General features: G+C 34.8%; 9 protein-coding genes. 6 read left to right on the plus strand and 3 right to left on the minus strand.

Features of this window, described 5'->3' with window-relative positions:
- Positions 1 to 20: 20 nt before the first annotated feature.
- Both BXU10_RS13620 and BXU10_RS13625 read left to right on the plus strand, forming a co-directional pair.
- Positions 21 to 1,031, plus strand: a complete 1,011-nt coding sequence (locus BXU10_RS13620; RefSeq protein ID WP_078227777.1) for a dipeptide epimerase — start codon at positions 21 to 23, stop codon at positions 1,029 to 1,031.
- 94 nt (positions 1,032 to 1,125) lie between these two features.
- Positions 1,126 to 1,590, plus strand: coding sequence for a DUF1456 family protein (locus tag BXU10_RS13625; RefSeq protein WP_031453707.1), 465 nt, complete (start codon positions 1,126 to 1,128; stop codon positions 1,588 to 1,590).
- A gap of 73 nt (positions 1,591 to 1,663) precedes the next feature.
- Here BXU10_RS13625 and BXU10_RS13630 read toward each other — a convergent pair whose 3' ends face one another.
- Positions 1,664 to 2,368 carry a LytTR family DNA-binding domain-containing protein gene (locus BXU10_RS13630; RefSeq protein ID WP_078227778.1) on the minus strand — a complete coding sequence of 235 codons (705 nt, stop codon included), beginning with the start codon at positions 2,366 to 2,368 and terminating at the stop codon, positions 1,664 to 1,666.
- Between the two features lie 2 nt (positions 2,369 to 2,370).
- On the minus strand, positions 2,371 to 3,411 hold the full coding sequence (locus tag BXU10_RS13635; RefSeq protein WP_078227779.1) for a sensor histidine kinase: 1,041 nt from the start codon (positions 3,409 to 3,411) through the stop codon (positions 2,371 to 2,373).
- 220 nt (positions 3,412 to 3,631) lie between these two features.
- On the opposite strand from BXU10_RS13635, the gene BXU10_RS13640 reads away from it, so the two are divergent.
- Positions 3,632 to 4,435: a DUF5694 domain-containing protein gene (locus BXU10_RS13640; protein WP_078227780.1), complete on the plus strand. Its 804-nt coding sequence runs from the start codon at positions 3,632 to 3,634 to the stop codon at positions 4,433 to 4,435.
- 76 nt (positions 4,436 to 4,511) lie between these two features.
- Here the strand turns inward: BXU10_RS13640 and sucC are convergent, their stop codons facing one another.
- On the minus strand, positions 4,512 to 5,705 hold the full coding sequence (gene sucC, locus BXU10_RS13645; RefSeq protein WP_035684436.1) for an ADP-forming succinate--CoA ligase subunit beta: 1,194 nt from the start codon (positions 5,703 to 5,705) through the stop codon (positions 4,512 to 4,514).
- A gap of 416 nt (positions 5,706 to 6,121) precedes the next feature.
- On the opposite strand from sucC, the gene gltB reads away from it, so the two are divergent.
- The 3 genes from gltB (at position 6,122) to lysA (ending at position 13,527) form a co-directional block, all read left to right on the plus strand.
- Entirely contained in the window at positions 6,122 to 10,636 is a 4,515-nt protein-coding gene (gene gltB / locus BXU10_RS13650; RefSeq protein WP_078227781.1) for a glutamate synthase large subunit, read from the plus strand.
- Between the two features lie 4 nt (positions 10,637 to 10,640).
- Positions 10,641 to 12,095: a glutamate synthase subunit beta gene (locus BXU10_RS13655; protein ID WP_078227782.1), complete on the plus strand. Its 1,455-nt coding sequence runs from the start codon at positions 10,641 to 10,643 to the stop codon at positions 12,093 to 12,095.
- A 214-nt stretch (positions 12,096 to 12,309) separates the two neighbouring features.
- Positions 12,310 to 13,527 (plus strand): diaminopimelate decarboxylase, encoded by a 1,218-nt coding sequence (lysA, locus tag BXU10_RS13660; RefSeq protein ID WP_078227783.1) that lies wholly within the window; start codon positions 12,310 to 12,312, stop codon positions 13,525 to 13,527.
- The last annotated feature ends 277 nt before the right edge of the window (positions 13,528 to 13,804 follow it).

Below are 13,804 nucleotides of genomic sequence, written 5' to 3' on the forward strand. Positions count from 1 at the left end.
AAATTAGAAAGTGTCTGTTTATGAAATTAATTTTGAAAGCATATAATTTAAAACTAAAGCACACTTTTAGAATTTCAAGAAAATCAATAGATTTTCAGCCTTCCCTAATAGTAGAATTACAGGATAATGGATTTTCGGGGTATGGTGAAGCAACTTCAAATCCGTATTATAATATTACGGTGGAAATTTTGCAGTATGATATTGAAAAAATCCGTGATATTATAGAAGCAGCGTCTCATGAAACTCCCGAAGAATTTTGGTTGAAAATAAATCCGTTTTTAAAAGACAATCCTTTTGCTTTATGTGCCCTTGATAATGCGTATAATGATTTGTATGCACGAAAAAATGGTAAAAAGCTGTATGAATTATGGAATTACAATATTAGTCATAATCCGTTGACTAACTATACCATTGGGATAGATACTATTGAAAATATGGTCCTGAAGATGAAAGGATTTCCATGGCCGATTTATAAAATAAAGTTAGGAACTCCTGAGGATATTGAAATTGTAACCGAATTGCGAAAACACACCAATGCCATTTTTAGGGTCGATGCCAATTGCGCCTGGACTGTTGATGAAACCCTGAAAAATGCAATTATTCTGAAAAACTTAGGTGTTGAATTTATTGAACAGCCTTTGAAAGCGGATGACTGGTATGGGCATAAAGAAGTTTTTGAAAATGCTGTTTTGCCTGTTATAGCTGATGAAAGTTGTGTTACAGAATCAGATGTTGCAAAATGTCACAATCATTTTCATGGTGTAAACATAAAATTGATGAAATGCGGAGGAATTACTCCGGGAAGAAGAATGATTGCCGAATCTAAAAAACGGGGACTAAAAACAATGGTGGGCTGTATGACAGAATCTACTGTCGGAATTTCAGCAATAGCACATTTGTTGCCGGAATTAGATTATGTTGACATGGATGGTTCTCTATTGCTGGCAGAAGATATTGCTGGCGGTGTAACAATAAAAAACGGTAAAACTTATTATCCGGACAGAGCAGGAACAGGAGTGATTTTATTCTAATATTTCCTTTTAAAATAGTGTACCTTTGCAAAATAAACGATGCTGAGGAAGAACAAATAAAACTTGAAACCTCAAACCCGAAACATAACAAAAAATGACAAATAACGATATCTTAAAAAAACTTCGCGTGGCTTTGATGCTCCGTGACGACCAAATAGTTGAAATTTTAGAATTAGTAGATTTTAGAATTACAAAATCTGAATTAGGAGCTTTTTTCAGAGCAGAAGATCATCCTAACTATATGGAATGCGGCGATCAGGTTTTGCGTAATTTCCTAAACGGATTAGTAATTCATTTAAGAGGAACAAAAGAAAATCCTAAAAATCCAAATGATGTTTTAGCAAAGCATAAAGCTGAGATTCCGAAGAAAGATAATACGAAAGAAAGACCTGAGTTTAAAGCTGCGCCAAAAGACAGTGAAAGAGGAAGAGGTGATCAAAGTCCTTCAAAGTCTGGTTCGGCAGCTAAAAAACCTAAAAAGAAAGAATTTCCAAAAGGAAATGGAAAACCATCTGTTGTAGAAAAAGTAGTTTACAAAAATGGTAAGAATAAAAAATAAAAATTCAGATGTGTTTTATACAATGCATCTTCGATTTTACATTCAAAAAACCATTCGCCAAGAATGGTTTTTTTTATATCTTATTCTGGTCGATTCTATAAAAGAAAGCATCTTTGAACGTAGCACCAATCGGCAATTCTTTTCCATTAATAAAAACAGAAAAACTGTCTGTAGATTCGATTTGTTTTAAAGCGATAACATAGGATTTATGTATCTGAATGAAATTTCTTTCCGGCAATGATTCGATTATATTTTTTAAAGAAGAATGTGTGATAATTTGCTGTTTTTTAGTATGAATACAAACATAATTCTGAAGGCTTTCTATAAATGTAATGTCTTCTGTAAATAATTTCTGAAATTTATTTTTACCATCTGTTTTTATAAAAATAAAATCAGAGGAATTAAAGGTTGGGACTTCGGTTTTGGTCTCAATATTCAATTTTGTGGCAGCCTGATAAAAGCGCTCAAAAGCAATTGGTTTCAATAAATAATCCGTTGCATTTAGTTCAAAACCTTCTAAGGCAAAGTCAGGATATGCCGTTGTAAAAATGACTTTGATATCTTTAGAAATAATTCTGGAAATCTGCAAACCTGTTAATTGCGGCATTTGGATATCCAAAAAAATAACATCGACTTTATTTGAATTTAAAAACTCCAAAGCTTTTAAGGAATCATTAAAAATGCCCACTTCTTCAAGAAAGGAAACTTTTTCAACATAGCTTTTTAAGATACGGGTTGCCGGTGGTTCATCATCCACAATGATACATTTAAGCTTCATGATTAGTTGTTTAAAGGAATTTTTAAATACGTTTTAAAGGTATTGTTTTCTGACGTTTTCTCAAGTATAAATTGATCTTTGTATGCATATTCCAAACGTTTGGTAAGATTCTCAAAACCAATTCCGGTCGAAGAATAATTTTCGCCTCCAACATTGTAATTAAAGGTAGAAATTGCTAAGAAATCGTCTTTTATTTTGATTGAAATAATTGCTTTTTCATCCCGATTATTAAGCTTTCCATGTTTAAAAACATTTTCAACGAAATGTATTAAGGCAGCCGGAATAATTTTTTCGGTCGTGTAATTTCCTTCAATCTCAAAATTTAAATAGAGCTGATCTTCAAATCTTTTCTTTTGTAAATGAATATAATTTTCTATAAACTGAATTTCTTTAGAGAGTAAAACCTCTTCTTTATCTGTTTCTGTAATGACGTAACGAAGCAAATCGGACAAGACCAAGATATCCGAAGCCATTTCATCCTCTTTCAAAATCAGCTGGCTATAAAATGAATTCAGAGTATTAAACAAAAAATGTGGACTTACCTGAGATTTCAGCATTTGTAATTCGGCTTTTTTATTCTCTAAAATCAATTGTTGATTTAGTTTGTATGTATTCTGAAATTGCCAAAATAAATAGCTTAAAGCACTTAAAATAATCGCTGGTAAACCAAAGAAGAAATTGTCACGGATATAATACGTTACTTCTCTTGTTTTTTCGGCATAATTATGAATTCCTGTAAGTTCAAAAACGATAACTTCCTGTAAAAAATAACGAATTCCCGCAAAAATCAATAATGAAACAGGAATACTCAATAGGTAGAATACTATTTTCTTGTTATTAAAAAACCAATCACAAAAAGTATAAAAATTAAGAATATAAACGATGAAAATTGACAGAATAAAAGTCACATTAAATGAGAAATACATAGTGCTGAAAACGAAATCCATTTCGCGATTATTTACTCCAATATCCCAAAGATAGAAAGTGATAAATAGTCCCAGGAAAAGTATGATATGATAATAGAAAGGAATTTTTAGCTTCATAATGATTTTATTATTCCTTCAAAAATACAACTATGAGTTTACATGAATACGATATTTATATAAAACGATTATTTTTCGGGATGAACTGTCAAAAACAATACATGAAAATTTTCAAGACCAAATTTCCAATGTTAGTGATTTGGAATTTGGGGTTCATCAAAAACTAAAAATTTAGCCGAAAAGCAAATGTAGATTTGTGATAAATTTAAAACAAATCATCATGAAAAAAATCGCTTTATTATTAGTTTTGACAATTGTATTCAACACTGTTTCTGCTCAATCAAAGAAGAAGCAAATATTATTACTAGGAACTTTCCATTTTGAGAATCCGGGACTTGATGTTGCCAAAGTAAATACCTTTAATGTAATGTCAGACAAGAGCCAGAAAGAATTGGAAAACATAACAAATAAGATTAATAAGTTTGGTCCGAATAAAATTTTTATTGAATGGAATTATCAAAAACAAGACAATCTGGATAAATTCTACAATAAAAATACGGATAGTTTACTGCACAAAGATGCAGATGAGATAGTTCAATTGGCCTTAAGATCGGCTAAGAAACTTGGGCATAAAAAACTTTATGGAATTGATTACAACAATGCTGATTTTCCGTATGACAGTTTGGTAAAAGGAATGAAAGAAGCCAATCAATTCGATTTAATCAGGAAGAATGAAGAAACAATGAAGTATTATCAAGCAGATCACAATAAAAAGATTACGAAGTATTCTTTGACTGAATTGCTTTTGGATACAAATACAAAAGCATCAATTGAAGGTAATATTGGCTGGTATCTTCAAACCGCTATTAAAGGTGGAAAGAAAGATAATTTTGTTGGAGCCTTTTTAGTCTCTGAATGGTATAGAAGGAATCTGTATATGTATGCTTTAATTCAAAAACTTAGCGAAAGTCAGGATGATAAAATAATGGTTTTATTAGGAGCCGGACATACAGCAATGATTAGGGAATTTGTAGAACATAATCCTGAATTTGAAATTGTGGAACTGGCAACTGTTTTAAAATAATAACAAGACAACTACAAACAAAAAATCCATTCGTTTTTACGAATGGATTTTTATATATAACTAATTTCTTATTTGATTAAGAAAGAGCAGCTTTAACCTGGTCAGCAGCTTCCTGAAATTGAACAGCTGATAAGATTGGCATACCAGAGTTGTCAATTAATTCTTTTGCAATTTCAGCATTTGTTCCTTGCAAACGAACAATGATTGGCACATTGATAGCGTCTCCCATGTTTTTATAAGCATCAACGACACCTTGAGCAACACGGTCACAACGAACGATTCCACCAAAAATATTAATTAAGATTGCTTTTACGTTTGGATCTTTTAAGATAATACGGAAAGCAGTTTCAACACGTTTTGCATCAGCAGTTCCTCCAACGTCAAGGAAATTTGCAGGCTCAAAACCAGCATATTTAATTAAATCCATAGTTGCCATTGCAAGACCAGCTCCGTTTACCATACATCCTACAGTACCATCAAGATCTACATAGTTTAAACCTACTTCTTTAGCTTCAACTTCGATTGGATTCTCCTCACGGATATCACGCATTTCAGCATATTTTGGTTGTCTGTATAAAGCATTATCATCGATATTTACTTTAGCATCAACAGCCATAATTTTGTTGTCAGATGTTTTTAAAACAGGGTTGATTTCAAACATAGAAGCATCAGAACCAATGTAAGCATTGTATAATGAATCGATGAATTTAACCATTTCTTTGAAAGCATTTCCAGAAAGACCTAAGTTAAAAGCAATTCTTCTTGCCTGAAAACCTTGTAATCCAACAGACGGATCAACTTCTTCTGTAAAAATTAAGTGTGGTGTGTGTTCAGCAACTTCTTCAATGTCCATTCCACCTTCAGTAGAATACATGATCATGTTACGACCTGTAGCTCTATTCAATAAAACAGAAACATAGAATTCAGAAGTTTCACTTTCACCAGGATAGTAAACATCTTCAGCTACTAAAACTTTGTTTACTTTTTTACCCTCAGCAGAAGTTTGAGGTGTAATCAATTGCATTCCGATGATTTGTCCTGCGATTTCTTCAACTTGTTGCAAGTTTTTAGCTAACTTAACTCCACCACCTTTTCCACGACCACCTGCGTGAATTTGTGCTTTTATTACATGCCATCCTGTTCCGGTTTCGGCAGTTAATTGTTTTGCAGCAGCTACAGCTTCAACTGCATTATTAGCCACAATTCCGCGTTGAATGCGTACTCCGTAACTTGCTAAAATTTCTTTTCCTTGATATTCGTGTATGTTCATAATATAGAATTTGTCTGGTTCTGAATTTATTTCAGAATAAAAGTGCGACAAAAGTAGCAAAATTGAACTTAAAAGTAAAATCTTTTTTAATTAATAATAAAGCAATCTCAGTTTGTTAAATAAATCCATGACAAAGTCAAATAATGGTTAATTGAATATGTTCTTATTATTAATTATAAACCACTATATCGTTTTAGAATTAACATAAAAGCAACGTATTTATGTTACATAATGTTGATTTTTCTTAATATGATTTAAATGCAATTGTCATTTTGTCAATTCACAATGCGTTCTATAATATTATTATCATTTAAGAACCGTTTTTCTAATATTCCTATAAAAGTGTAAGGCAAAGCATAATTTTGGTACATTATGTTTAATGAAATCTTTATTTTTGTAAAAAAAAAATATCAAGAATGAAACTAAAAGAACAAGGCCTTTATTTGCCAGAATTCGAGCATGAAAACTGCGGAGCTGGTTTTATCTGCAATCTTAAAGGAGAAAAGACAAACCAAATTATTCATGACGCTCTTGAGATTCTAGTTAAGCTGGAACACAGAGGTGGAGTGAGTGCTGATGGAAAAACAGGAGATGGAGCTGGACTTTTAATTGATATTCCTCATGAATATTTCAAGAGGATATGTGATTTTGAATTGCCTGCTGCACGTGAATATGCTGTTGGAATGGTGTTTTTGCCAAAAATAAGAAATCAATATGATTTTTGTAAAGATATTTTTGAAAAAGAAGTCAAAGCACAAGGACTTTCTGTTTTAGGATGGAGAGAAGTACCGGTTGATTCTTCTCAACTGGGTGAAATTGCATTGGCATCAGAACCAAGTATCGAACAAATATTTATTGGAAAAAACGAAGCGATTGATGATGCTGTATTTAAAGCTAAATTATACGCAGCCCGTAAGATTACTGAGCATATAATCAGAAATTCTAAAATTTCTCAAAGTTCCTATTTTTATCTTCCAAGTTTATCTACGACGACTATAATATATAAAGGTATTATTATGCCTGAAGATATTGGTCCGTATTATACAGATTTACAGCAAACGGATTTGGTTACTCGTCTGGCACTTGTACACCAACGTTTCTCTACCAATACAATGCCAACGTGGGAATTGGCTCAGCCATTCAGATACATGTGTCAGAATGGAGAGATCAATACGTTACGTGGTAACGTGAGCAGAATGCGTGTTCGTGAAGAAATTATGAAAAGTGAGGTTTTTGGACCTCAAATTGATAAATTATTCCCAATTATTTTACCTGGAAAATCAGATTCTGCTTCTATGGATATGGTGGTGGAATTGTTAACACACACCGGAAGATCATTGCCTGAAGTAATGATGATGATGATTCCTGAAGCCTGGGAAAAACACAAAACAATGTCTCCTGAAAGAAAAGCATTCTATGAATATAATGCTTGTATCATGGAGCCTTGGGATGGTCCTGCTTCTGTACCTTTTTCTGATGGAGATTATGTTGGAGCTTTGTTAGACCGTAACGGACTAAGACCTTCAAGATATACCGTTACCAAAAGCGGTAAATTAATTATGGCTTCAGAAATTGGAGTTGTTGATATTGATCCTGAGGATGTTGAAAGCCACGGTAGATTAGAGCCGGGAAAAATGTTCCTTGTGGACATGAACGAAGGACGCATCATTAATGACGAGGAAATCAAAAGTAAAATTGTTTCTGAAAGACCTTATCAGGAATGGCTGAACCAATACAGATTACATTTAAGAGATGTTCCTTCAACTTCTGAGGTGTGCCCGATAGAGACTGTCGATTTGCCTACAAGAGAACGTCTTTTTAATTATACATTAGAGGATATTCAGGATATGATTACGCCAATGGCCCAAACTGGTAAAGAAGCCTTGGGATCAATGGGTATCGATACACCTCTTGCGGTATTGTCTGACAGACCACAGTTAATTCCGAATTACTTCAAACAATTATTTGCACAGGTTACCAATCCCCCTTTGGATGGAATCCGTGAGGAAATTGTGACTGATATTGCTTTGAATTTAGGTCAGGATCGTAATATTTTTGATATTACAAGCAAACAATGCCGAAAATTAAGAATTCAAAATCCGGTTATTTCTAATGGAGATTTAGAAAAGATCAGAACTATTTCTATAGATAATTTCAAAGCAGAAACTTTCAAAATTTTATATCCTAAATCAGAGGGTATGAATGGTTTGGAAAATGCTTTGGATGCTATCATCGTTCAAATCACAAAAGCTGTTGAAAGAGGTACAAACATTATTATTCTTTCTGACAGAGGGGTGAACAAAGAATTTGCACCAATTCCTGCTTTATTGGCTTGTTCGTATGTAAATCATCAAATGAACCGTTTACGCAAGCGTTCTTATTTTGATATTATCATGGAATCTGCTGAGCCTCGTGAGCCGCATCATTTTGCTACTTTATTTGGATATGGCGCAAGTGCAATCAATCCTTACATGGTAAATGAAATTATCCGTGTTCAGGTTCAGGAAGGATTTATTACCGGAATTGCAGAACAAAAAGCGGTTGATAATTTCAACAAAGCGATTGGTTCGGGAATTTTGAAAATCATGAACAAAATCGGAATCTCAACTTTACATTCATATAGAGGTTCTCAAATTTTCGAGATTGTTGGATTCAATTCTAAATTCGTTGAAAAATACTTTCCATATACTGCTTCAAGAATCGAAGGTATCGGGTTGTATGAAATTGAAAAAGAAATTACAGAAAGATATAAATACGCTTACCCTGATAAACTAATCGCAAACCGATTAGGATTAAATATTGGAGGAGAATACAGATGGAGACGTAATGGAGAAAGACACTTGTTTAATCCTACTACGATTGCCAAATTACAACAGGCTGTTCGTTTGAGCGATCAGGACAGTTATGATGTGTACGCCAATACAATTAACGATCAGGCTAAGAGTTTAATGACGATTCGTGGATTATTCGAATTTGATAACTTAGATCCGATTCCATTAGATGAAGTGGAGCCATGGACAGAAATTGTAAAACGTTTCAAAACGGGTGCAATGTCGTACGGATCTATCTCAAGAGAAGCACACGAAAATTTAGCGATTGCCATGAACCGTATTGGAGGAAAATCCAATTCAGGTGAAGGTGGGGAAGACAGAAAACGTTTTCAACCGGATGTAAACGGAGACAGTCGTAACTCGGCTATCAAACAAGTTGCTTCGGGACGTTTTGGAGTTACTTCTCACTATTTGTCAAGTGCAAAAGAAATTCAGATTAAAATGGCTCAGGGAGCAAAACCTGGAGAAGGTGGTCAGTTACCTGGAGAAAAAGTATTGCCATGGATCGCAGAAGCTCGTAACTCAACTCCTTTCGTAGGATTGATTTCGCCTCCGCCTCACCACGATATTTATTCTATTGAAGATTTGGCACAATTGATCTTTGACTTGAAAAATGCCAACAGAGAAGCACGTATCAATGTGAAATTGGTTTCTGAAGTAGGTGTTGGAACAATTGCTGCCGGTGTTGCGAAAGCGAAAGCAGATGTTGTTTTAATTGCAGGTTATGATGGTGGAACTGGAGCTTCTCCTTTAACATCATTAAAACACGCAGGTCTTCCTTGGGAACTTGGATTGGCAGAAGCACAGCAAACTTTGGTATTAAACAACTTAAGAAGCAGAATCGTTGTAGAATGTGACGGTCAGTTAAAAACAGGTCGTGACGTAGCTATCGCTGCTTTATTAGGGGCTGAGGAATTTGGTTTTGCAACTGCTCCTCTTGTAGCTTCAGGCTGTATCATGATGCGTAAATGTCACCTGAATACGTGTCCGGTTGGAATTGCAACTCAGGATAAAGAATTGCGTAAAAATTTCAAAGGAACTCCTGAGCACGTTATTAATTTCTTCTACTATGTTGCAGAAGAATTAAGAGGTATCATGGCGCAGTTAGGATTCAGAACTTTAGGAGATATGGTGGGACAAACCCATAAAATCAATTCTAATAAAGCGATTGATCATTACAAAGCAAAAGGATTAGATTTATCATCTATTTTGTACAGACCGGCTGCTTACAAAACAATGCCAGTTCGTAACACTGAAAAACAGGATCATGGTTTAGAAGGTGTATTGGATTTCCAAATCCTGAAAGATTCTCACCGTGCTTTGTACAGAAAAGAAAAAATGACTTTAGCATATCCAATCAACAATATTAACCGTTCTGTTGGCGCTATCGTTAGTAATGAGATTTCTAAAATATACGGTCACCTTGGATTACCTGAGGATACCTTGAATATTAATTTTACTGGTTCTGCAGGTCAGAGTTTAGGAGCTTTTAGTGCTCACGGACTAACATTTACTGTAGAAGGAAATACGAATGATTATTTAGGTAAAGGTTTATCCGGAGCTAAATTAATCATTAAAAAACCTGCAAAAGCAACTTTTGTAGCTGAGAAGAATATCATTGTTGGAAACGTTTGTTTATTTGGTGCAATCGAGGGAGAGGCTTATATCAATGGTATAGCCGGAGAGCGATTTGCAGTACGTAATTCTGGAGCGATTGCTGTAGTGGAAGGTGTTGGAGATCACGGTTGTGAGTACATGACCGGAGGTAAAGTTGTAGTATTGGGTAGCACTGGTCGTAACTTTGCTGCGGGTATGAGTGGTGGTATCGCTTATATCTATGATCCTGAACACAAGTTTAAAAACGGATTGTGTAATACGGAAACTATCGAATTTGAAACGGTTGAAGGCGATGATGCTGACGACTTGAAAAATTTGATCCAAAGACACGTTCTGTACACGAACAGTACAAGAGGAACAGCATTATTAAATGACTGGGCAGGAAGCTTGGATAATTTTGTAAAAGTAATGCCTACAGAGTACAAAAAAGCGTTGAAACGTCTGGAAACAGAAGAACAAATGGTAGAAGAATTAACAGCATAATACAATGGGAAAAGTAACAGGTTTTAAAGAATTCGAAAGACAAGACGAATCATATATAGAAGTTAAAGAACGTGTAACGAATTATAATGAATTTACGATTCCTTTGAGTGAAGCTGAAATTACTACTCAGGGTTCTCGTTGCATGGATTGTGGTATTCCTTTTTGTCACAGTGGTTGTCCTCTTGGGAATTTGATCCCGGATTTCAATCACATGGTATACCAGGAAGAATGGCAAAAAGCCTCATGGATTTTGCATTCAACCAATAACTTTCCTGAATTTACAGGACGTTTGTGTCCGGCACCATGCGAAAAAGCATGTGTATTAGGACTTATTGAAGAGCCAATCGCTATTGAAAATATAGAGAAAAATATTGTGGAGCGTGCTTTCAAAGAAGGATGGATCAAGCCACAGCCGCCAAAAGTAAGAACTGGTAAAACAGTTGCGGTGGTAGGATCAGGTCCTGCAGGTTTAGCAGCAGCTCAGCAATTAAACAGAGCAGGTCACACTGTTACTGTTTTTGAAAGAGACAATGCAATTGGAGGTTTATTACGTTATGGAATTCCAAATTTCAAATTAGAAAAAGGAATTATTGACAGACGTGTAGCTATTTTAGAGGCAGAAGGAATTACCTTTAAAGTAAATACAAATGTTGGTGTAAACTATTCAGTTGAAGATTTAAAAGCATTCGATTCTATTGTACTTTGTGGAGGTGCTACAGAAAGAAGAGGTTTGCCTACTCCTGGAGCTGATGCTGATGGTGTAGTTCAGGCAATGGATTTCTTAACGCAGCAGACTAAAGTGGTTTTTGGAGAAACAATCGAAAATCAGGTATTGGCGACCGGAAAAGATGTAATCGTAATTGGTGGTGGAGATACAGGTTCTGACTGTGTGGGAACATCAAACCGTCACGGTGCAAAATCGGTAACGAATTTTGAGATTATGCCAAAACCACCGGTTGGCAGAAGTGCTTCAACTCCTTGGCCTTACTGGCCATTGCAGTTAAAAACATCTACTTCACACAAAGAAGGTTGCGAAAGAGACTGGTTAATCAATACAAAAGAATTTATCAAAGATGCAAATGGCAAATTAATAGCCTTGAAAACCGTAAAAGTAGAGTGGAAAATGGTTCCTGGGCAGCGTCCGGAATTGATTGAAGTTGAAGGTTCTGAACAAGTATGGCCTTGCGACTTAGCTTTACTGGCACTTGGTTTTACAGGCCCGGAAAAAACTTTAAGCAGTCAGTTAGGATTGGAAGTTGATTTTAGAAGCAACTATAAAGCAAATAATTATCAAACAAACGTGCCTAATATATTTACTGCGGGAGATATGCGAAGAGGACAATCTTTGATTGTTTGGGCAATTTCTGAAGGTAGAGAAGCTGCTCGTCAGGTTGATATCTACTTAATGGGTAAATCTGATTTACCTACTAAAGAAGGAGGAGATTTACCTGGAGTATAATAATTATATCAATAAAATTATAAACGGCTGTCTATATTGACAGCCGTTTTGCTTTTTTTATATATAATTTATAATAAATTTTGAAAATGTTTAAGATTTAAACAAAATCTATGTAAAGTTTAAAAAACAAACAATTTGTTATAATTTGTTATTTTTCTACAATTTATTTGTAGTGTATTAAAAGTGTAATACATTTGTTCAAAATAGTTTAATAATGCAAGCAAAAGATTTACTGCAGTTAGCAGACCAATTTGGAAGTCCATTGTATGTTTACGATGCCGAAAAAATCCAATCTCAGTACAACAGATTAACGAAAGCTTTCTCTAAGGTAGAAAACTTAAGAGTTAATTATGCCATGAAGGCATTGTCTAACATTGCGATTCTTCAGTTATTAAAGAACATGGGGTCTGGCTTAGATACGGTATCGATTCAGGAAGTTCAGTTAGGACTTCATGCTGGCTATGATCCTGACAAAATTTTCTTTACACCAAATGGCGTTTCTCTTGAAGAAATCGAAGAAGTTGCCGCAATGGGTGTACAAATTAATATTGATAATTTATCAATTTTAGAGCAATTCGGGACAAAACATCCGCATATTCCGGTATGTATCCGTATCAATCCGCACGTAATGGCGGGTGGAAATGCTAATATTTCTGTTGGACACATTGATAGTAAATTCGGAATTTCGGTACATCAGATTCCGCATATATTACGAATTGTCGAAAATACAAAAATGAGTATTGTTGGGATTCACATGCACACGGGATCTGATATTTTAGATATCGAAGTATTCTTGTATGCTGCTGAAATCTTGTTTGATACAGCTAAACATTTCAAAGATTTACAATTCTTAGATTTCGGAAGCGGATTCAAAGTACCTTACAAAAAAGACGATATAGAAACAGACATCGAAGAATTAGGTAAAAAATTATCTAAAAGATTCAACGCTTTCTGTTCAGAATACGGTAGAGATTTAACATTGATTTTTGAACCGGGAAAATTCCTGGTGAGCGAAGCAGGTCATTTCTTAGTAAAAGTAAACGTAGTAAAACAAACAACATCGACAGTATTTGCCGGAGTTGACAGTGGTTTCAACCATTTGATTCGTCCAATGTTATACGGATCATCACACCATATCGAAAACATCTCCAACCCGAAAGGAAAAGAGCGTTTTTACTCAGTGGTAGGATACATTTGCGAAACCGATACTTTTGCAAACAACCGCAGAATCCCTGAAATTACCGAAGGTGATATTTTAGCGTTCAGAAACGCAGGAGCATATTGCTTCTCAATGTCATCCAACTATAATTCAAGATACAAACCAGCTGAGGTTTTATGGAAAGACGGTCAGGGAATCCTGATTCGCCAACATGAAACTTTCGAAGATTTGCTTAAAAATCAAATTCCGTTGCCAGTAGAAGCAACAGTTTAAAAATAAAAAAAAAGAGAATGTCAATGTTGAAAGTCCCGTTTCTTATGAAGCGGGATTTTTTTGTTTTTAGATTTTTAGATTGTTGGATTTTTAGATTATTCGAAAAACAATTGTCAGGCTGAGCGGAGTCGAAGCTTCAGCCCAATCTTGTCATCCTGACGGAGGAAGGATCTCCGCAAGTAGCTCCGCAGCGAGAATCAATCTTTGTCGAGTTTCTTGCTAAGATTTCTCCTTACGTCGAAATGACAAGATTGTGGATAATAGCGACTTTTAATTA

Origin of the sequence: Flavobacterium sp. LM4 (assembly GCF_002017935.1) — a bacterium.
In the GTDB taxonomy this organism is placed as follows: domain Bacteria; phylum Bacteroidota; class Bacteroidia; order Flavobacteriales; family Flavobacteriaceae; genus Flavobacterium; species Flavobacterium chungangense.